Origin of the sequence: Pandoraea terrae, from assembly GCF_902459695.1 — a bacterium.
GTDB lineage: Bacteria > Pseudomonadota > Gammaproteobacteria > Burkholderiales > Burkholderiaceae > Pandoraea > Pandoraea terrae.
The window spans coordinates 257,718-278,012 of the sequence record NZ_CABPRZ010000005.1; the positions used below are offsets into that span (position 1 = coordinate 257,718).

Sequence of the window (20,295 nt, forward strand, 5' to 3'; positions counted from 1 at the left end):
GGAGATTGACATGAGCAAACAACTGCAAGACGCCTACATCGTGGCCGCCACGCGCGCGCCGATCGCCAAGGCGCCCAAGGGCAGCTACAAGAACCTGCGTCCGGACGACCTGCTGGCCACCATCCTGCGCAGCGTCGTGGCCCAGGCGCCCGGTCTCGACCCGGCGCTGATCGAAGACGCCATCGTCGGCTGTGCGATCCCGGAAGCGCAGCAGGGCCTCAACGTCGCGCGCATCGGCGCATTGCTGGCGGGCCTGCCGAACTCGGTGGGCGGCGTGACCGTCAACCGCTTCTGTGCCTCGGGCCTGACCGCGCTGGCCATGGCCGCCGACCGCATACGCGTGGGCGAGTCGGACGTCATGATCGCCGCGGGTGTTGAATCGATGAGCATGGTGCCGATGATGGGCAATTCGCCATCGCTCTCGCCGTCGATCTTCGAGCGTGATGAAAACGTCGGCATCGCCTATGGCATGGGGCTGACGGCCGAAAAGGTCGCATCGCAATGGCAAGTGAGCCGCGAGGCGCAGGACGTTTTCGCCCTGGCGTCGCATCAGAAGGCGATCGCCGCGCAGCAGGCCGGCGAATTCAAGGACGAGATCACCCCGATCGAGATCGTCGAGAAGTTCCCGAATCTCGCGACGGGTGAGGTATCGGTCAAGTCGCGCATTCTGTCGCTCGATGAAGGTCCGCGTCCGGATACGTCGATCGAAGGCCTCGGCAAGTTGCGCCCGGTGTTCGCGAACAAGGGGTCGGTCACGGCCGGCAACAGCTCGCAGACGTCCGACGGGGCAGGCGCGTTGCTGGTCGTCAGCGAGAAAATCCTGAAGCAGTTCAATTTGACGCCGCTCGCACGTTTCGTGTCGTTCGCCGTACGCGGCGTGCCTCCCGAGATCATGGGCATCGGCCCGAAGGAAGCGATTCCGGCGGCACTGCGCGCGGCGGGCCTCAAGCGCGAGGACCTGGACTGGATCGAGCTCAACGAAGCGTTCGCCGCGCAGGCGTTGGCCGTCATCAGGGATCTGGATCTCGACGCGAGCAAGGTCAACCCGATGGGCGGCGCAATCGCGTTGGGCCACCCGTTGGGTGCGACCGGCGCCGTGCGCGCGGCGACCGTAGTGCACGCGCTGCGTCGTCGTCAGCTGAAGTACGGCATGGTGACGATGTGCGTCGGCACCGGCATGGGTGCTGCCGGCATCATCGAGCGGATGTAATTGCGGTTGGGCCGCGGGCGCGCTCCGAATTGACTTCCGGGGCGCGGCGAGCGGCCCATGCTGCACATACCATGGAGAGAGCGATGGATGTCATCGTCGAAGTGAGCGGCGGCGTGCAAACGCTGACACTCAACCGCCCGCAGAAGAAGAACGCCATTACGGCGCAGATGTACCAGATCATGGCCGACGCGCTGACCGACGCCGATGGCGACGACAGCGTTCGCGTGATTGTCATTCAGGGCCAGCCGGAAGCGTTTTCGGCGGGCAACGACCTGGAAGACTTCATGAAGCATCCGCCGTCGGACCCGGACGCGCCGGTATTCCAGTTCCTGCGTGCCATCAGCAGCGCCCGCAAGCCGATCGTGGCGGCGGTCGCGGGCAATGCCGTCGGCGTCGGCACAACGATGCTGCTGCACTGCGATGTCGTCTATGCGGCCGACACGGCGCGGTTTTCCCTGCCGTTTACGCAATTGGCGCTGTGCCCGGAAGCCGCGTCGAGCCTGCTGCTGCCGCGCGTGGCCGGATATCAGCGCGCCGCCGAAAAACTGCTGTTCGGGGAACCGTTCGACGCGAAGGAGGCGCAAGCCATGGGCTTCGTCAACCGGATCGTGCCGGCAGCGGAACTCGCCGTCTACGCCCGACAACGCGCCGAGCAATTGGCGGCGATGCCGGCAGGCGCATTGCGAGTGACCAAGCAGTTGCTGGGGGCCGAGACGGCGCGCGCGGTCGAGCAACGCATCCGCGATGAAGCGCTGGAATTCGGGCGGCGCCTCGTCTCCCCCGAGGCACGTGAGGCGTTTACCGCCTTCTTCGAGAAGCGCAAGCCGGATTTCGCCAGGTTTTCGTAATCCGGCTTGGCCCGGATCAAACCAGCTTCGGCAACGGCCGCGGGCGGCGGTCTTCGTCGGTGGCCACATAGGTCACCGTGGCTTCCGTGACCTTCACGATCTCGTGCGACAGGCGCATGCGCTGGGCGTAGGCTTCGACCTGGACCGTAATCGACGTATTGCCGGTCTTGACGACGGTGGCGTAAAAGCTCAGCAGATCGCCGACGAAGACCGGCTCCTTGAACATGAACTGATTGACGGCGACGGTCGCGACGCGGCCGTTGGCGCGCTGGGCGGCAGGGACGGAGCCGGCAATGTCGGCCTGCGCCATGATCCAGCCGCCGAAGACATCGCCGTGGGCGTTGGCGTCCCCAGGCATGGGCATGACGCGCAGGGCGAGGAGTTTTTCGTCGGGCAGGCGGGACGGGGCAGGTGAACTCATGGTGCTTGGCATCCTTGCGTGAGCCGGTGTTCGGGGGGAGGGCGCATCCTTTGTCAGGACCCGTCGGCGGCTCAGCACAATACGCCGGGTTCTGCGAAAATACGTCATCAACGATTCTAACGGAAAGCCTCCCGTCCGACCTGACAACCCGCCAGGCCCTGCGGGCCGCCCCCACACCGAACATGCGACGTTACCCTGCGGCCGAACCCGCCTCGGCCGGTGCTGCGCCGGCCAAACCGCGCAATGACTGGCAGGTCATCCGGTCACTGCTGCCCTATTTGCTGGAATTTCGCGGCCGCGTGACGCTCGCGCTGTCATGCCTGGTCATGGCGAAAGTCGCCAACCTCGGCGTGCCGGTGCTGATGAAGCACATCGTCGACAACCTCGGGCCGGTGGCTGCGCTGTCGGCCACGGCGCGCGCGCATGCCGATCCTGGCCTGATCGTGGTCGGCGGTCTCGGCCTGCTCGTGATTGCATACGGGCTGGTCCGACTGTCGACGTCGCTTTTCACCGAACTGCGCGAAATCCTGTTTTCCAAGGTGACGGAAAGCGCCGTTCGGCAGATTGCCCTGCGCGTGTTCCGTCATTTGCATGCCTTGTCGTTGCGGTTTCACCTCGAACGCCAGACGGGCGGCATGAGCCGCGATATCGAGCGCGGCACGCGCGGGATCCAGTCGATGATCTCGTATTCTCTGTACAACATCCTGCCGACGCTGATCGAGGTCTCGCTGGTGCTCGGCTTCTTCATCGTGCGTTACGACAAGTTCTACGCACTCGTCACGCTCGGCGCGCTGGTTTCGTACATCACGTTCACGGTAAAAGTCACCGAATGGCGGACCCACTTCCGCCGGACGATGAACGAACTCGATTCGAAAGCCAACGCGCGCGCGATCGATTCGCTCATCAACTACGAAACGGTCAAGTATTTCGGTAACGAGGCATTCGAGACGCAGCGCTACGACGAGAACCTCAGGCGCTATCGCGCGGCCGCGATTCGTTCGCAGAATTCCCTGTCTGTACTGAATTTCGGCCAGCAGGTGATTGTGGCCACCGGGTTGATCCTGATTCTGTGGCACGCCACGCAGGGCGTGATGAACGGTACGATGACCCTCGGCGATCTGGTGCTCGTCAACACGTTCATGCTGCAGTTGTATATCCCGCTGAACTTTCTCGGCGTGATCTACCGCGAATTGAAGCAGGCGATGACCGACATGGACCGCATGTTTACGCTGCTCGACGTCAATCGGGAAGTGGCCGATCCGCCGGGGGCGCAGCCGCTGGCGTGCAACGGCGGCACGGTGCGCTTCGAGCATGTCAACTTCGGTTACGAACCGGCGCGGCAGATTCTGCACGATGTCGAATTCACGATTGCCGCGGGCACCACGACGGCGGTGGTCGGTCACAGCGGTTCGGGCAAATCGACGCTCTCGCGACTGTTGTTCCGCTTCTATGATGTCGGCTTCGACGGGGCGGCGGCGGGGCGCATCACCATCGATGGCCAGGATATCCGCGAGGTCACGCAGGATTCGTTGCGCGCGGCGATCGGCATCGTGCCGCAGGATACCGTGCTGTTCAACGATACGATCTACTACAACATCGCGTACGGCAATCCGTCGGCCCCGCGCGAGGCGGTGATCGCGGCGGCGCGTGCCGCGCATATCCATGACTTCGTCGAAAGCCTGCCGGCCGGTTACGAGTCGATGGTCGGCGAGCGCGGCCTGAAACTGTCGGGCGGCGAGAAGCAGCGCGTCGCGATTGCGCGGACCATCCTGAAGAATCCGCATATTCTGATTTTCGATGAGGCGACGTCGGCGCTCGACTCGCGTTCGGAGCAGGCCATCCAGGCGGAGTTGCGGCACATTGCGCGCGATCGCACGACGCTCGTCATTGCGCACCGTCTCTCGACTATCGTCCACGCCGAGCAAATCATCGTGCTCGATAAGGGGATCATCGTCGAACGCGGCACACACGATGAACTGCTGCGCGCGCAAGGGCTGTACGCGCAGATGTGGGCGTTGCAGCAGCAACGCCGGGGCGGCGATGGTTCGGAAGAAGCTTCTCTCTACGCAGTCGCGCTATCCTAACGGTTTGCGAAAGCGTCGGCGGGGGCGGGGATGGAAATCAAGTGGCTCGAAGACTTCGTCTCGCTCGCCAGGACGCGCAGCTTCAGTCGCTCGGCGGAACTGCGGCATGTCACCCAACCGGCTTTCTCACGGCGCATCCAGGCGCTCGAGGCGTGGCTTGGCAGTGAACTGATCGATCGTTCGAGCTATCCCACGCGGCTTACGTCGGCCGGGGAAGTCTTCTACGAGCAGGCGCTGGCCTTGCTGTCGCAGGCGCAGGAAGCCCGGGCGCTGCTGCGCGAGCAGCGCTCCGCCGATCATTCGGTCATCGACTTCGCCGTGCCCCATACGCTGTCGATGACCTTCTTCCCGCGCTGGCTCAAAACGCTCGAGAAGCGTCTCGGGCGGCTGCGCACAAGGCTGCGCGCGCTCAACGTTCACGATGCGGCGATGTCCCTGACCGATGGCGGCTGCGATCTGCTGATGTGCTACTACCACCCAAGCCAGCCGCTTCAGCTCGATGCATCGCGCTACGAGATGTTGGTGCTGGGCGTCGAGCGCTTCAGCCCCTACAGTGCCGTGACGGCGAGCAAACGCCCGCGATTTCGCCTGCCCGGCACGCCGGACGCACCAGTGCCGTATCTGGCCTACACCGCGAACGCCTATCTGGGCCGCATGGCCGACCTGCTGGTCGGCGACCCGGGCGGCGCGCCCTATCTCGACAAGGTGTACGAAACGGACATGGCCGAAGCGCTGAAGTCGATGGTGCTGGCCGGTCACGGTGTGGCGTTCCTGCCCGAGAGCGCGGTCGTCGATGCGCTCGCCCGTCAGGAACTGGCCGATCTGGCGCCGGCCGCCAAGGGCGCATCGCCGTGGCGGCTCGATATGGAAATCCGCCTGTATCGTGACCGGCTGGCCTATGCCGAGGCGAGTCATCGCCGGGAACGCGCCAAACGCGATGCGCTGCAGGCGCTCTGGGAAGCCGTCAACGATCAGATGAAGGCCGGCGCGGCAAGCACAAATGGTTGACGCCACGAAGAAAATGCGAAACTATGCAGGAAATGCATAGTTGCATGTTTATTCGGCATTGGATTACTGCACCCGGTTCTTTGTAAAGTGCCAGCCAGTCGTGTTGCGCACACGCTGTGAGCGCGGCACAGGTTGAAGCCGGAGAATCCAAGATGTCACAAACGTCGCATGCTTTGCCCTCCTACCTCCAGGCCGATGATCTCGGCCCGTGGGGTAATTATCTGCAACAGGTCGATCGCGTCACGCCTTATCTGGGTACGCTGTCGCGCTGGGTCGAAACCCTCAAGCGTCCCAAGCGTATGTTGATCGTCGACTGCCCGATCGAGCTCGACAACGGCACCGTGGCCCATTTCGAGGGCTACCGCGTGCAGCACAACACCTCGCGCGGTCCCGGCAAGGGCGGCGTGCGCTTTCACCAGGATGTCACGCTGTCCGAAGTCATGGCCCTGTCGGCATGGATGTCGGTCAAGAACGCGGCCGTGAATGTGCCGTACGGCGGCGCCAAGGGCGGTATCCGCGTCGACCCGCGCAAGCTCTCGCGCGGCGAACTCGAGCGTCTGACCCGCCGCTACACCAGCGAAATCAACATCATCATCGGGCCGACGAAGGACATTCCGGCGCCGGACGTCAACACCAATGAACAGATCATGGCGTGGATGATGGACACCTACTCGATGAACGAGGGGTCCACCGCCACCGGCGTCGTCACCGGCAAGCCGATCTCGCTGGGCGGCTCGCTCGGCCGCCGAGAAGCGACTGGCCGCGGCGTGTTCGTCGTCAGCTGCGAAGCGGCGCGCCGTCTGGGCATGGATGTGCGCGGCGCGCGCGTCATCGTGCAGGGTTTCGGCAACGTCGGCGGGATCGCCGCACGCCTGTTCCATGAAGCCGGCGCGCACGTGATCGCCGTGCAGGATCACACCGGCACGATCTATCGTGGCGCGGGCCTCGATGTACCGTCCCTGCTCAAGCATGTGGCCGAGACCGGCGGCGTGGGCGGTTTCTCGGGCAGCGAAGTGTTGCCGGACGACGAGTTCTGGGGCCTGGATTGCGAATTCCTGATCCCCGCTGCGCTTGAAGGCCAGATCACGGCGAAGAACGCCGACCGGATTCGTGCGAGAGTCGTGGTGGAAGGCGCGAATGGCCCGACGACGACCGAAGCCGACGACATTCTGCGCGGCAAGGAAATCCTCGTGGTGCCGGATGTCGTGGCGAACGCCGGCGGCGTGACCGTGTCCTACTTCGAGTGGGTGCAGGATTTTTCCAGTTTCTTCTGGACGGAAGAGGAAATCAACCACCGCCTCGAGCGCATCATGCGCGAGGCGTTCGACGGGGTTTGGCATGTCGCCCAGGAGCACAAGGTGTCGCTGCGTACGGCGGCGTTCATCGTGGCATGTACGCGCATTCTGCAAGCGCGTGAAATGCGCGGCCTGTACCCCTAAGTAATACTACGCACTTGCACCCGCAAGTGCGGCGCCCGGGACAATAATGCGCTCAAAAGGCACACGTCCCGGGCATTCCATAATAAAAAAATGGAGAAATGCAGTGTTAAAATGCATTTCGTTTTGTACCAAGGAGACCAGGAAAATGAATCTTTCGAAAATTGCGTTGGCGATGTGCTGTGTCGGCCTGATGGCAGGTGCCGCCCAAGCCCAGGAAAGCGCCACGCTGAAGAAGATCAAGGACACCGGCGTGATCTCGCTGGGTCATCGTGAATCTTCCGTTCCCTTTTCGTACTACGATGACAAGCACCAGGTCATCGGTTATGCCAACGACGTTGCCATGGCGATCGTTGAAGCGGTCAAGGCCGAGTTGAAGAACCCCAATCTGACCGTCAAGCAAATTCCGATCACCTCGCAAAACCGTATCCCGCTGGTGCAGAACGGCACGATCGACATCGAGTGCGGTTCGACGACGAACAACGCCGAGCGTCAGAAGCAGGCCGCATTCTCGAACACCTTCTTCGTGATCGGCACGCGCTTGCTGACGAACAAGTCGTCGGGCATCAAGGACTTCGCCGACCTGAAGGGCAAGAACGTCGTCACCACGGCCGGCACGACCTCGGAGCGTATCCTGCGCGCCATGAATCAGGAAAAGCAGTTGGGCATGAACGTGATCAGCGCCAAGGATCACGGCGAAGCCTTCCTGACGCTGGAATCGGGCCGCGCGACTGCCTTCATGATGGACGACGCCTTGCTGGCCGGCGAACGCGCCAAGGCGAAGAAGCCGGCTGACTGGATCATCACGGGCACGGCACAGTCCAAGGAGGCCTACGGCTGCATGCTGCGCAAGGACGACCCGGGCTTCAAGAAGGTGGTTGACGCCGCCGTCGCAAAGTTCGAGACTTCGGGAGCGGCCGAGAAGTCGTACAAGAAGTGGTTCGAATCGCCGATTCCGCCGAAGAACCTGAACATGGACTTCGCCATGAGCGACGACATGAAGGCGCTGTTGAAGTCGCCGAACGACAAGGCTTACGAGTAATGATTCGTTGAACCGCCTGTTCGGTTCCCGATCATGAGCAGGTAATGCCGAAGCGGAAGGAACGCGATTCCTTCCGCTTCTTTTTAAGTAAGACAAGAAGAAGAGGGGGAGATCATGGCTCTCGGTCTCGATTTCAGTTTCTTTTTCCAGCCCGTTTCGACAGGCGAGCCGACGACCTATGCCGGCTGGCTCTTCTCGGGTTTCAAGCTGACGCTCGCGGTCGGCTTGGGCGGCTGGATCATCGCGTTGATCGTCGGGTCGATACTCGGCGTGCTGCGCACCGTGCCCAACAAATGGCTGTCCGGCTTCGCGACGGCATACGTCGAGTTGTTCCGTAACATTCCCTTGCTGATCCAGCTGTTCTTCTGGTACTACGTCGCCCCCGATTTCCTGCCGCAATCGGCGAAGGAATTCCTGTTTTCGCTCGATCCGTCGAACGTTTCGCTGATCACGGGGGTCGTCGGTCTGGGCTTGTTCACGGCGGCGCGGGTGTGCGAGCAAGTGCGCTCGGGCATCAATTCGCTGGCCAGGGGGCAAAAGAACGCCGGGTTGGCCGTGGGGCTGACGCTGCCGCAAACCTACCGCTACGTGCTTCTGCCGATGGCGTTTCGCGTGGTCGTGCCGCCGCTGACGTCGGAATTCGTCAACATCTTCAAGAATTCGGCGGTGATTTCGACGGTCAATCTGCTCGAACTGACGGGGCAGGGCAAGCAACTGGTCGATTACACGGCGCATAGCTACGAGTCGTTCATCGCCGTCACGCTGGCGTACATGTTGATCAACGTTGTCGTGTTGTTGCTGATGCGTTTCATTGAATCGAAGGCCCGCTTGCCGGGCTACATCGGGGGCAAATGATGGGTGAGCTTTTTGCCTGGGGTTCGATCCCCGCTCAATTGCCGCTGCTGTGGAAGGGCATGGTGGCCACGCTGCAGATTACGTTCATCGCGATCGTGGTCGGCATCGTCTGGGGTACGCTGCTGGCGATGATGCGGCTGTCCGGTGTGAAATTGCTGAAAGTTTTCGCCGACGCCTACGTCAACATCTTCCGCTCGATTCCGCTGCTGATGGTGTTGTTGTGGTTCTTCCTGATCGTGCCGCAAGTCTTGCGGCAACTGCTTGACGTGCCGCCGACGTGGGATATCCGCATGGTTTCGGCGCTGGTCGCGTTCTCGCTGTTCGAGGCGGCGTATTATTCCGAAATCATCCGCGCGGGTATCCAGAGCGTGTCGCGCGGCCAGATCTCGGCGGCGTTCGCGCTGGGCATGTCCTACTGGCAGGCGATGGGGCTCGTGATCCTGCCGCAGGCGTTCCGCAACATGGTGCCGCTGCTGCTGACCCAGGGCATCATCCTGTTCCAGGATACGTCGCTCGTGTACGCGATTGCGCTGGCCGACTTCTTTGGCATGGCCTATCAGATCGGTCAGCGTGACGGCTCATTGCCGGCGATGATTGTCTTTACCGCTGTAGTCTACTTTGTGATCTGCTACTCGGTATCGGTGTTGGTTAAACGTCTTCAAACGAGGTTGGTGAAATGATTTCCCTCAAGAACGTCTCTAAATGGTACGGACAGTTCCAGGTGCTGACGGACTGCACCACGGAAGTCAAAAAGGGTGAAGTCGTCGTGGTGTGCGGCCCGTCGGGCTCGGGCAAATCCACATTGATCAAGACGGTGAACGGCCTTGAGCCGATTCAGCAGGGTGAGATCATTGTCGATGGCATCTCGGTCGCCGATTCGAAGACCAACCTGGCCAAGCTGCGCTCGCGCATCGGCATGGTGTTCCAGAACTTCGAACTGTTCCCGCATTTGTCGATCACGGAAAACCTGACGCTGGCGCAGCTCAAGGTACTCGGCCGCGGCAAGGACGAAGCTGAAGACAAGGGGCTTAAGCTGCTCGATCGTGTGGGTCTGAAGGCGCATGCGCACAAGTATCCGGGGCAGTTGTCGGGCGGTCAGCAGCAGCGCGTGGCGATTGCCCGTGCCCTGTGCATGGACCCGATCGCGATGTTGTTCGACGAGCCGACCTCTGCGCTCGATCCGGAAATGATTAACGAAGTGCTCGACGTCATGGTCGAATTGGCCCGCGAGGGCATGACGATGATGGTCGTCACGCACGAAATGGGCTTCGCCAAGAAGGTCGCGCACCGCGTGATCTTCATGGATCAGGGCCTGATCGTCGAAGACGACAATAAGGACGACTTCTTCGCCAAGCCGAAATCGGACCGTGCGAAGGACTTCCTGGCCAAGATCCTTCACTGATCGGAGGCTGTGCGGCCGTCCCGGGCGGCAATGGCAAATAAAAAGGCGTGCCCGACCCCAGGGCACGCTTTTTTTACATCTGCGGCAACACCGGAAAACTTACTGGCATGCAGTGTTCTGCGCATTGCGAAGCCGCACGGCCTCGGGAATCGGCACCACCGTCCGGCGCGTCGGGGCACCGTTCTCGAACAGGATCAATTCGCCCGGCTCGAAGGTGGTCCATACCTCGTTGTCGGTGAGCGGCGCCGTGGCGATGACGGCCACGCGATCGGCGGGCGTCGTGAACTTGGCGAAATCGATGCTCATGTCCGCGTCGATCAAATGCGCCACCGTGAACGGCCACTGGCGCGCGATGTAGTGCAGCCGCGTCGAGCAGTGGGCGAACAGCGCTTGTCCGTTCGACAGCACGAAATTGAAGACGCCATGGCGCGTAATCGAGCGTGTGATGTCTTCGACGGCGTGGAAAAGCTCATCGAGCGGTGGCTGCGATCCCGGGAATCGTTTGCGCAGGCCCTGCATCAGGTAGCAGAATGCGCGTTCACTGTCGGTCGTGCCGACCGGCTGGTAGACGCCGGTCAGGAAGGGTTCGAAATCGTGCAGGTCGCCGTTGTGGGCGAAAATCCAGTGACGTCCCCACAGTTCGCGCTGGAACGGATGGCAGTTCTCGAGCTCGATGTGCCCCTGCGTCGCCTTGCGGATGTGCGCGATCACGTTTTTTGACTTGATCGGATAGCGCTTGACGAGTTCGGCGATCGGCGAGGTCGCCGCAGACTGATGGTCGATGAACAGCCGGCAGGCTTTGTCTTCGAAGAACGCGATGCCCCAGCCGTCCGCATGATGGTCGGTCGCGCCCCCTCGCGCCGCGAACCCCGTGAACGAAAACGTAATGTCGGTGGGCTCAGCGCAGTTCATTCCAAGCAGTTGGCACATGGGGCGAGGCAATTCTGAAGTGGCTGAGGGGTCGTGTCGGACGCCGCAACCGGTACAATAGGGGTTGAACAAGCATAGCACCGGCGGACCCCGCCGTATATTCCGGACACAAAGTCCGCCGGGCGTTGTTGCATCCTTGCTGCATTCAGTCCCATTGCCCCGGCCGCTGCCCCCGAAACGATCATGACCACCGAACTGACTCTTACCCGTCCCGACGATTGGCATCTGCACGTGCGCGACGGCGCCGTCATGCAGGCTGTGCTGCCCGATACCGCCCGCCAATTCGGCCGCGCGATCATCATGCCGAACCTCAAGCCGCCCGTTACCACGACGTCGCAGGCCGAAGCCTACCGCGCGCGGATTCTGGAGGCTCGCCCGGCCGGCAACACGTTCGAGCCGCTGATGACGCTGTACCTGACCGACAATACGCCAGCCGACGAAATTCGCCGCGCCAAGGCGTCGGGCTTCGTCCATGGCGTCAAGCTCTATCCGGCCGGCGCCACGACCAACTCGGATGCTGGCGTCACCGACCTGGCCAAGTGCCGCGCAGCGCTCGAAGCCATGCAGGACGTCGGCATGCCGCTGCTGGTCCACGGTGAAGTGACGGACCCTGCCATCGACATCTTCGACCGCGAAAAGGTCTTCATCGATCAGGTCATGATCCCGCTGCGCCGAGATTTCCCGGCGCTGAAGGTCGTGTTCGAACACATCACGACGAAGGATGCCGCGCAATACGTGGCGCAGTCCGAGGGCCCGGTGGGCGCAACGATCACCGCCCATCACCTGCTGTACAACCGCAACGCAATCTTCACCGGTGGGATTCGTCCGCATTACTACTGCCTGCCGGTGCTCAAGCGCGAGATTCACCGGGTGGCGCTCGTCGCGGCCGCCACGTCGGGCAACCCGCGCTTCTTCCTCGGCACCGACAGCGCACCGCATCCGCGTGGCCTCAAGGAGCATGCCTGCGGTTGTGCCGGCTGCTACACGGCGTTGCACGCGGTCGAACTTTATGCCGAAGCCTTCGATCAGGCAGGTGCGCTCGACAAGCTCGAAGGGTTTGCCAGCTTCCACGGTCCGGATTTCTACGGCCTGCCTCGCAACACCGGCAAGATCACGCTGGTGCGTGAAGACTGGCAACTGCCGGCGGAACTGCCGATGGGCGACACAACCCTGGTGCCGCTGCGCGGCGGCGAAACGATCAGCTGGAAACTCAAGGCGTGACAGCGGGCCTCGCGGTGGCGTCCCATGCGCCGCCGTTTCCTGCGATCGACTGGTCGCGCCCCTGGTTCGCCGACGTGGCCGCGGCCGGACAGGCAGCGTCGTCGGCGGACGATTGGCGCGCCGGCTTGTGCCGCGCCGCCGCCAGCCGTGGCATCACGACCGCGGCGGGGCTGCCGCTGCGCTTCGTGCCGCAGTCTGCGTTGCCGTGCGGCGAGTCGTATGAAGCTTTCATTGCGGCGACGGGCTGCGTGCCCACGCGCGACAATCTTCATGACTTCTTCAATGCGCTGATCTGGCTGACGTTTCCGCGCGCCAAGGCGGCGCTAAATGCGCGTCAGGCGGCGGCGATTGCAGCCGACGGGATCGGCGCGACGCGAGGTTCGCTGCGCGATGCGGCGACGCTGTTCGACGAGAATGCGGCGCTTTTCGTGACGGCAGACCCGGCGCTGGCCGACGCCCTGCGCGGATTCGACTGGTCAACGCTTTTCCTTGCGCGCAGGCAGGCGTGGGGCAGGGCGACCGAGGTGGCCGGATTCGGCCATGCGCTGCTCGAAAAGTTGGTGACGCCGTACAAATCGGTGACGGCTCACGCGTGGATCGTGCCGGTAGACCGCGCGTACTTCGAGTGGCCTCGCAGCGAGCGCTGTGCGTGGCTCGACGCGCAACTCACGCGTGCGCTGGCCCACGCGCCATTCACCAGCCATGATTTTGCGCCGTTGCCGGTGCTGGGCGTGCCCGGATGGTGTCAGGATAACGATGCACCGGAATTCTATGCGGATACCGCGGTTTTTCGTCCCGGACGCCGCCGGCGCGTCGCAGCATGCTAAACTTCGGGCCGCAGAGTCGGCCAGACAGTCGCCGCCTTCGAAAGGAGGGGGAGGAAAGTCCGGACTCCACAGGGCAGGGTGATGGCTAACGGCCATCCGTGGCAACACGCGGAACAGGGCCACAGAGAACAGACCGCCGATGGCCTCCGGCGCAAGCCGGATGGATCAGGTAAGGGTGAAACGGTGCGGTAAGAGCGCACCGCGGCGTGCGGTAACGCACACGGCACGGTAACCTCCACCCGGAGCAATTCCAAATAGGCAGGTGATTGGCGCGCGCCTCGTGCGTGCGCCGGCAACGGGGCCCCCGGGAGCCTGCGGGTAGGAAGCTTGAGCGGCGCAGAGATGCGTCGCCTAGAGGAATGACTGTCAGCCCCGGTTTCGGCCGGGGTCACAGAATCCGGCTTATCGGCCGGCTCTGCGATGTTTCCGAAAGGATCCCCTCGGGGATCCTTTTTTTATGCCGGCGATGAGGGCTCAGATTTCGACGATCTCGAAGTCGTGCGTGAGCTCGGCCGTCTTGGCGAGCATGATGGACGCGGAGCAGTACTTGTCGTGCGACAGGTTGATGGCGCGCTCGACCGTGCTCGGGCTCAAATTCCTGCCGGTGACCTTGAAGTGGAAGTGGACCTTGGTGAACACTTTCGGATCTTCGCTGGCGCGCTCGGCTTTCAGCGTGACGCTGCAGTCGGTAACTTCCTGCCGGCTCTTCTTGAGGATCATTACGACGTCATAGGCGGTACATCCGCCGGTGCCGACGAGGACCATCTCCATCGGCCGCGGCGCCTGGTTATTGCCGCCGCCTTCGGGCGCGCCGTCCATGGCGACCATATGACCGCTTCCCGTCTGCGCCACGAACGCCATGCCGTCCTGGCCCATCCAGCTCACCTTGCATTCCATTTTTCCCTACCCCGGATTCTTGATTCAAACAAAAATTGTAGCGGGTTCCGTAATCGTGCGTACGACGTTGTCCTGCACCCGCCGACATCGGGACCGCTTCGTTGCGATGTTGCGATGCAATATTGGCGCTTTTTTGACCCGCGTTTGACTGGGATTTCCCCCAATTTTTGAGGGATTCGTCTAACGCAAGGCCGTATTTTTGGTGCAACATCAAGGTAACTCACTGATATTTAACGGGTAAACATCATTCTGACGACGGGCTTACAAATTTCGTATTGTGGTATATGATTTCGCACTGTAAATTTTCTTGCAACGCACCAACCGCTTTGCTAAACTTTGGTCATTGGTTGTTGTGCTTCACAGCAATCTGCAGTTGTCTCCTCCACCCTCCTCCTTTGGTGGATTTAACCCGGACCCTCCAAGGTTCGGGTTTTTTTTGTGCGCGTGAAAAAGCGAGCCGGGGCGGGCCTGGGCGGCCGATGCGGGTCGCATCGAGTGTGCCGGGATACCGGAATCGGGCTGTTTTCCGCCCTGCGCCTCGGCGGTTCCCGGACGATCGTTTACCGGGGGGCGGTTTTATCTGTATAATCAACGGCTTTTCCGGAATTGCCCGCGGAAAAAGTTTCAGGGAGAGCCTGCAAGCACAGGAATGCGCCAACCGATGAGCGATCAGGGGGTTAGGACGCGGCCGGCATGACAAGCAGGAAGTTGTTGTCTATTGGGCAAGTATTTATTTTGGATCGATCATGAAGACCTTTTCCGCAAAGCCGCATGAGGTGACGCGCGATTGGTTTGTGATTGACGCGACGGACAAAGTCCTCGGCCGTGTCGCCAGCGAAGTGGCACGCCGTCTCCGCGGCAAGCATAAACCTGAATTCACGCCCCACGTTGATACCGGTGATTACATCATCATCGTCAACGCCGCCAAGCTCAAGGTGACGGGCGCGAAGCAGACCGACAAGAAGTACTACCGTCACACGGGTTACCCGGGCGGTATCTACGAAACCACGTTTGGCAAGATGCAAGAGCGTTTCCCGGGCCGCGCGCTCGAGAAAGCCGTGAAGGGCATGCTGCCGAAGGGTCCGTTGGGCTATGCGATGATCAAGAAGCTGAAGGTGTACGCCGACGGCAATCATCCGCATGAAGCGCAACAACCGAAGTCGCTCGAGATCTAAGGGCCAGCCATGTTCAAAAACGATTGGAATTACGGCACCGGCCGCCGCAAGAGCGCTGTGGCTCGTGTGTTCATCAAGGCTGGCAAGGGCGACATCGTCGTCAATGGCAAGCCGATTAGCGAGTACTTTGCTCGCGAAACGTCGCTGATGATTGTTCGTCAGCCGCTGGAACTGACCAACCACGCTGTTACGTTCGACATCAAGGTCAACGTGTCGGGTGGCGGTGAGACGGGCCAAGCCGGTGCAGTGCGCCACGGTATCACGCGCGCCCTGATCGACTATGACGCGACCCTCAAGCCGGCGCTGTCGACGGCAGGTCTGGTGACGCGTGACGCACGTGAAGTCGAGCGTAAGAAGGTTGGCTTCCACAAAGCCCGCCGTCGTAAACAGTTCTCGAAGCGTTAATCGCGCGAGTACTGGCTCGCTTCTGCGCAAGCAGAGCAGAAAAGGCCGCCTTGTGCGGCCTTTTCTTATGTTTCGTGCGATATGCGCCCGAGGGTTTTCATTCGCGGCACCGGGAGGTATCCCACGTTTGCCGCGGAAGCTTGATAGAATCGCGTTTCCGGTATAGAGGGGTTGGAAATGGTCAAGGTAGGCATCGTAGGCGGCACCGGTTACACCGGTGTGGAATTGCTCCGGCTTCTGGCGCAGCACCCGCAAGTGCGCCTGCACGCGATTACCTCGCGCAAGGAGGCCGGTTTGCCGGTCGCGGATCTGTATCCGAACCTGCGCGGCCGCGTCGATCTGTCGTTCACGACACCCGATGACGCCAGCCTGACGGATTGCGACGTCGTCTTCTTCGCCACTCCGCATGGCGTGGCCATGGCACAAACCCCCGAGTTGCTGGCCGCCGGCGTGCGCGTGATCGACCTTGCCGCGGACTTCCGCCTGAAAGACACCGAGGTGTTCCAGAAGTGGTACGGCATGCCGCATTCCTGCCCCGAAATTCTGGCCGAGGCCGTGTACGGCCTGCCGGAAGTCAACCGTGAAAAGATCAAGACGGCGCGCGTGGTCGGCTTGCCGGGCTGCTATCCGACTTCGGTCCAGCTGGGTTATGCACCGCTGTTCGCCGGCGGCCGCAAGCTGGTTGATCCGCTGCACCTGATCGCCGATGCGAAGTCGGGTGCTTCGGGCGCCGGCCGCAAGGCGGAGACCTCGCTGATCCTGGCCGAGAGCTACGACAATTTCAAGGCCTATGGCGTCGCGGGCCATCGTCATCAGCCGGAAATCAAGCAGGGGCTCGAAGCCATCGCGGGCTATGACATCGGCCTGACATTCGTGCCGCACCTGCTGCCGACGATTCGCGGCATTCATTCGACGCTCTATGCGACGATCCTGCCCGAAGCGCGCGATACCGACTTCCAGGCGCTGTTCGAGCAGTATTTTGCCAACGAGCCGTTCGTCGATGTCCTGCCGGCCGGCACCATGCCGGAGACACGCTGGGTGCGTGCGTCGAATTACGTGCGTGTGGCCGTGCATCGCCCGGGCGGCGGCGACACGCTGGTGATCCTCGTGGTCGAGGACAATCTGGTCAAGGGCGCGTCCGGTCAGGGCGTGCAGTGTATGAATCTGATGTTCGGCTTGCCGGAAGACACGGGGCTGACCCATATCCCGGTCATGCCGTAAGGATATTTCCGGCGCTATCCTCTTGATTTGCCGACGTTCGGCACGATTTTGGAATAGCGTCTAGAATGGTACCGAACAGAATCTTGGAGAGTTACGATGAACGCACCGCTTGAGGCTGCCGTCACCGAAATGCCGTCGCCGCTGGTGTTTACCGACAGCGCGGCCGAAAAGGTCAAGCAATTGATCGACGAAGAAGGCAATGCCGAGCTGAAACTGCGCGTTTTCGTGCAGGGCGGCGGTTGCTCGGGTTTTCAATACGGCTTCACATTTGACGAAGACGTGAATGAAGACGACACCGTGCTCGACAAGAACGGCGTGTCGCTCCTGATCGACTCGATGAGCTACCAGTACCTGGTCGGCGCCGAGATCGATTACAAGGAAGACATCAATGGCGCGCAGTTCGTCATCAAGAATCCGAACGCCACCACGACCTGTGGTTGCGGTTCGTCGTTCTCTGTCTGACAACGCGCGATTCGCGGCGCGCCGGACATCCGTTCGGCCGTAGCGAGGCCGTCGTGGAAAAGGACCCGTCAGGGTCCTTTTTTTATGCCTTGGGCGCAATCGACCGGGATGTGTCGCTCCCCGCCGGCGCCTCGGTATCGCCCCGCCAGCGTGCGTACATCCCGCCCAAGGCGCTGCGCTCGGGTCAGCGTGGATATATCGCTCCGAGCACGCGCAGGCCGTTGGCGCCCGTTACGGCGGGCAGGTTGCCCGGCTCACGCCGCACGCAACGTTGGGCCAGCCATGCGAACGCCAGGGCTTCAACCTGATTCGGCGGTACGTCGAGCGCGTCGGTCGTGGCGACCGAGACGCCGGGCAGGCGCTGCGCCAATGCGTCCATCAAGGCAAGGTTGCGGGTGCCGCCGCCACAAGCGTATAGCGCGCGGCAATCGGGCGCGTGACGCTTCACTTCTGCGGCAATGCATTGCGCGGTGAGCGCTACCAGCGTGGCCTGGACATCCACGGCGCTCACGTGGGCGAACCCGCTCAGGCGTCGAGCCAGCCATTGGTCGTGAAACAGGTCGCGGCCAGTGCTCTTCGGGGGCGGGGCGGCGAAATACGGCTCGGCCAGCAGCGCGGTGAGCAGGGCGTCGTCGGCGTGCCCGCCGGCACCCCACCGGCCGCCGTCGTCGAACGGCTGCTGCAGGTGGCGTGCGGCCCATCCGTCGAGCAGGGCATTGCCGGGTCCGCAATCGAAGCCGGTCACCGGCCGATTCGATGCCGCCGACGGCAGGATCGTGATATTGCTGATGCCGCCGAGATTGCAGATGACGCGCGTCTGCGCCGGAGAACTGAACACGGCGTGATGGTAGGCGGGCACGAGCGGCGCGCCCTGTCCGCCCGCCATGACGTCGCGCGAGCGCAGGTCGGCGACCACGTCGATGCCGGTCAGCTCCGCGATCAGCGCGGGATTGTTCAGTTGGCGGGTGTAGCCGACGCCGTCGAATTCGCCGGGCCGATGCCGGATCGTCTGCCCGTGGGCGCCGATGGCCAGCACGTCGGCGGCAGACAGGCCGCTTTGGGCCAGCAACTGGGCGACGCACGCTGCGTAGTGCCGGGCCAGCGCATTGGCGGCCAGCGCTTCCCGATGAATTTCATTGTCGCCGGGCGCCTGCAGCCCCATCAGGGTGTCCCGAAGTTCAGGGCCGAAGCTGACGTAGGCTTGCGCGAGGACTTGCCGGCTCTGGGCGTCCACCAGGACGCCGTCGACGCCGTCGAGGCTCGTGCCGGACATCAGGCCAATGAAACGGTCGCGGCGACCGGTGGCGGGCGAAAGGGTATCGGTCATGTGGGGGCGTCGAAGTCTTCAGGGGTGCGATGCCCGCCGACAAACCCGTCGCGGGCATCACGCCGCCAAAGTATGACGCATCGGCGCGGGCGCCGGCAATGCGGCGCCAGCGCCTGTGAACAGGCCTTCGGTAAATCAGTCGCGCTGGGCGACTTGCACGGTTCGCATCAGATCGATGCGCTTGAGCAGGTTGGCGGCGTACATGTCGAACAACTTCAGCCGCGCGCCCGACAGCGGCGCCACCGCGGCGACGTCCGTAGAAAACGGATCGCGCGGCTGATCCTTGTAGCGCAGTTCGTAGTGCAGGTGCGGCCCGGTGGCCCAGCCCGTCTGCCCCACGTAGCCGATCGCCTGGCCCTGCGTCACGCGCGTGCCGGCGCGTATGGCCGGCCCGAAAGCCGACAGATGGGCGTAGCGGGTCTGGTAATCGCCCGCGTGGTCGATCATGATCAGATTGCCGTAGCCGCTCTGCTTGCCGACAAAGCTGATGACACCGTCGCCGGCGGCGAAAACGCGCGTGCCGATCGGTGCGGCCAGATCGACCCCATTGTGCTGCTTCCACCGGTGCGCAAACGGGTGCTCACGGCCGCCGAAAGCCGACGAAATGCGCGAGAATTCGACGGGCGTGCGCAGGAAGGCCTGCTTCAGGTTGCGGCCGTCGAAGCCGTAGTACGCGCCGTCACTGTTGCCGCCCGGCTCGGCATACCAGATCGCCTGGTAGGTCTTGCCGCGATTGATGAACTCCACCGCCAGCACGCGGCCGGCACGCACGGTGCGGTCCTGCTGCACGATGTTTTCGTAGACGAGGCGGAAACGGTCGCCGCGGCTCACGTCGCGCTGGAAATTGATGACACCCGAGAAGATGTTGACCATCTGGGCGACCACGGCGTCAGGTACGCCCGCGTCGTCCATTGCGCTGAAAAAGTTGCCGCTGATCCCGCCCGAGCGCATCGCCCATTCGGTGTCGTTGGGCAAGGTGTCGACGCGCGCGCGAAGGACGCCCGCGTCATTGCGCTCGAGCACGAGCTGCTGCGCGTTGGCCGCGCCCGTCGACAGGACGGTCGAAAGCGATAGGAGCTTGCCGGCGCCGTCAGTCTCGGCCTGCACCACCTGGCCGGCCGGGATGCCGATCAGGCGGCGCGCGACGGCGTTGTCTCGGATGAAGCGCTGGGCAGCCGCATCGCGGATGGAAAGCCGCGCCAGCAGGTCATCGAGCGTTTCGCCACGCCGCAAGGCGACCTGTTGCACGAAGGTTTCGGAATGCGCGTCGAGTTGCTCGATTTGTTTGGCCAGGTCGGGGAAGGTCAGCGGCAGCGTCACGCTCGCGCCGGCACGGACAGAATCCGGCACCATGGGCGCTACGCCAAAGGCGGTGACCATTCCCAACGTCAGGGCCGAGCCGACCGTCGCCACGATTTGCACCTTGCGTTTGCGGTGCTTGGCTTGCGTGGGATCAATCAGAATCAGCAGTTCGCGCGCAAAAAAATCACGGAGTTTTGGCCACATCACGTAAAATTCTGCGCT

The 20,295-nt window shown here is 62.6% G+C and carries 20 protein-coding genes and 1 other RNA gene; 16 read left to right on the forward strand and 5 right to left on the reverse strand.

Features of this window, described 5'->3' with window-relative positions; genetic code table 11:
• Positions 1 to 10 precede the first annotated feature (10 nt).
• Positions 11 to 1,210, forward strand: a complete 1,200-nt coding sequence (locus tag PTE30175_RS08270) for an acetyl-CoA C-acyltransferase (protein WP_150696587.1) — start codon at positions 11 to 13, stop codon at positions 1,208 to 1,210.
• A gap of 83 nt (positions 1,211 to 1,293) precedes the next feature.
• On the forward strand, positions 1,294 to 2,058 hold the full coding sequence (locus PTE30175_RS08275; RefSeq protein ID WP_150696588.1) for an enoyl-CoA hydratase: 765 nt from the start codon (positions 1,294 to 1,296) through the stop codon (positions 2,056 to 2,058).
• Between the two features lie 16 nt (positions 2,059 to 2,074).
• Here PTE30175_RS08275 and PTE30175_RS08280 read toward each other — a convergent pair whose 3' ends face one another.
• Positions 2,075 to 2,479 (reverse strand): acyl-CoA thioesterase, encoded by a 405-nt coding sequence (locus PTE30175_RS08280; RefSeq protein WP_150696589.1) that lies wholly within the window; start codon positions 2,477 to 2,479, stop codon positions 2,075 to 2,077.
• Between the two features lie 182 nt (positions 2,480 to 2,661).
• Here PTE30175_RS08280 and PTE30175_RS08285 point away from each other — a divergent pair, with 182 nt between their 5' ends.
• The 7 genes from PTE30175_RS08285 (at position 2,662) to PTE30175_RS08315 (ending at position 10,306) form a co-directional block, all read left to right on the forward strand.
• Positions 2,662 to 4,563: an ABCB family ABC transporter ATP-binding protein/permease gene (locus tag PTE30175_RS08285; RefSeq protein ID WP_150696590.1), complete on the forward strand. Its 1,902-nt coding sequence runs from the start codon at positions 2,662 to 2,664 to the stop codon at positions 4,561 to 4,563.
• Positions 4,564 to 4,593: 30 nt separating this feature from the next.
• Positions 4,594 to 5,571: a LysR family transcriptional regulator gene (locus PTE30175_RS08290; protein WP_150696591.1), complete on the forward strand. Its 978-nt coding sequence runs from the start codon at positions 4,594 to 4,596 to the stop codon at positions 5,569 to 5,571.
• 152 nt (positions 5,572 to 5,723) lie between these two features.
• Positions 5,724 to 7,010 carry a Glu/Leu/Phe/Val family dehydrogenase gene (locus tag PTE30175_RS08295; protein ID WP_150696592.1) on the forward strand — a complete coding sequence of 429 codons (1,287 nt, stop codon included), beginning with the start codon at positions 5,724 to 5,726 and terminating at the stop codon, positions 7,008 to 7,010.
• A 145-nt stretch (positions 7,011 to 7,155) separates the two neighbouring features.
• Positions 7,156 to 8,049: a glutamate/aspartate ABC transporter substrate-binding protein gene (locus PTE30175_RS08300; protein ID WP_150696593.1), complete on the forward strand. Its 894-nt coding sequence runs from the start codon at positions 7,156 to 7,158 to the stop codon at positions 8,047 to 8,049.
• A gap of 114 nt (positions 8,050 to 8,163) precedes the next feature.
• Positions 8,164 to 8,904 carry an amino acid ABC transporter permease gene (locus PTE30175_RS08305; protein WP_150696594.1) on the forward strand — a complete coding sequence of 247 codons (741 nt, stop codon included), beginning with the start codon at positions 8,164 to 8,166 and terminating at the stop codon, positions 8,902 to 8,904.
• Complete coding sequence (gene gltK, locus PTE30175_RS08310; protein ID WP_150696637.1) at positions 8,904 to 9,584, forward strand: glutamate/aspartate ABC transporter permease GltK; 681 nt, start codon at positions 8,904 to 8,906, stop codon at positions 9,582 to 9,584. Before PTE30175_RS08305 ends, gltK begins: the two co-directional genes overlap by 1 nt.
• The gene (locus PTE30175_RS08315; RefSeq protein WP_150696595.1) at positions 9,581 to 10,306 is read left to right on the forward strand and encodes an amino acid ABC transporter ATP-binding protein; all 726 of its coding nucleotides are present in this window, start codon (positions 9,581 to 9,583) and stop codon (positions 10,304 to 10,306) included. The genes gltK and PTE30175_RS08315 overlap by 4 nt, the downstream gene beginning before the upstream one ends.
• Before the next feature lie 99 nt (positions 10,307 to 10,405).
• Here the strand turns inward: PTE30175_RS08315 and PTE30175_RS08320 are convergent, their stop codons facing one another.
• Entirely contained in the window at positions 10,406 to 11,236 is an 831-nt protein-coding gene (locus PTE30175_RS08320; RefSeq protein WP_150696596.1) for a class II glutamine amidotransferase, read from the reverse strand.
• 183 nt (positions 11,237 to 11,419) lie between these two features.
• On the opposite strand from PTE30175_RS08320, the gene pyrC reads away from it, so the two are divergent.
• The 3 genes from pyrC to rnpB all read left to right on the forward strand — a co-directional run bounded on the left by pyrC (position 11,420) and on the right by rnpB (position 13,705).
• Positions 11,420 to 12,457: a dihydroorotase gene (gene pyrC, locus PTE30175_RS08325; protein WP_150696597.1), complete on the forward strand. Its 1,038-nt coding sequence runs from the start codon at positions 11,420 to 11,422 to the stop codon at positions 12,455 to 12,457.
• Complete coding sequence (locus tag PTE30175_RS08330; RefSeq protein WP_224788648.1) at positions 12,454 to 13,284, forward strand: DUF3025 domain-containing protein; 831 nt, start codon at positions 12,454 to 12,456, stop codon at positions 13,282 to 13,284. The genes pyrC and PTE30175_RS08330 overlap by 4 nt, the downstream gene beginning before the upstream one ends.
• 12 nt (positions 13,285 to 13,296) lie before the next feature.
• Positions 13,297 to 13,705: RNase P RNA component class A (gene rnpB / locus PTE30175_RS08335), an RNA gene on the forward strand.
• 53 nt (positions 13,706 to 13,758) lie between these two features.
• Here the strand turns inward: rnpB and PTE30175_RS08340 are convergent.
• Positions 13,759 to 14,181: an OsmC family protein gene (locus PTE30175_RS08340; protein WP_150696599.1), complete on the reverse strand. Its 423-nt coding sequence runs from the start codon at positions 14,179 to 14,181 to the stop codon at positions 13,759 to 13,761.
• A gap of 746 nt (positions 14,182 to 14,927) precedes the next feature.
• Between PTE30175_RS08340 and rplM the strand changes: the two genes are divergently transcribed.
• The 4 genes from rplM (at position 14,928) to erpA (ending at position 17,444) form a co-directional block, all read left to right on the forward strand.
• Positions 14,928 to 15,356, forward strand: a complete 429-nt coding sequence (gene rplM / locus PTE30175_RS08345) for a 50S ribosomal protein L13 (RefSeq protein ID WP_150696600.1) — start codon at positions 14,928 to 14,930, stop codon at positions 15,354 to 15,356.
• A 9-nt stretch (positions 15,357 to 15,365) separates the two neighbouring features.
• Entirely contained in the window at positions 15,366 to 15,761 is a 396-nt protein-coding gene (gene rpsI / locus PTE30175_RS08350; protein WP_150696601.1) for a 30S ribosomal protein S9, read from the forward strand.
• Between the two features lie 177 nt (positions 15,762 to 15,938).
• A complete protein-coding gene (argC, locus tag PTE30175_RS08355; RefSeq protein ID WP_150696602.1) occupies positions 15,939 to 16,982 on the forward strand; it encodes an N-acetyl-gamma-glutamyl-phosphate reductase in 1,044 nt (347 codons plus the stop codon).
• 96 nt (positions 16,983 to 17,078) lie between these two features.
• Positions 17,079 to 17,444: an iron-sulfur cluster insertion protein ErpA gene (erpA, locus tag PTE30175_RS08360; RefSeq protein WP_150696603.1), complete on the forward strand. Its 366-nt coding sequence runs from the start codon at positions 17,079 to 17,081 to the stop codon at positions 17,442 to 17,444.
• Positions 17,445 to 17,628: 184 nt separating this feature from the next.
• Here the strand turns inward: erpA and PTE30175_RS08365 are convergent, their stop codons facing one another.
• Together PTE30175_RS08365 and PTE30175_RS08370 are read right to left on the reverse strand one after the other, a co-directional pair.
• Complete coding sequence (locus PTE30175_RS08365) at positions 17,629 to 18,771, reverse strand: anhydro-N-acetylmuramic acid kinase (protein WP_150696604.1); 1,143 nt, start codon at positions 18,769 to 18,771, stop codon at positions 17,629 to 17,631.
• Between the two features lie 135 nt (positions 18,772 to 18,906).
• Positions 18,907 to 20,277 carry a M23 family metallopeptidase gene (locus PTE30175_RS08370; protein ID WP_150696605.1) on the reverse strand — a complete coding sequence of 457 codons (1,371 nt, stop codon included), beginning with the start codon at positions 20,275 to 20,277 and terminating at the stop codon, positions 18,907 to 18,909.
• Between the last annotated feature and the right edge of the window lie 18 nt (positions 20,278 to 20,295).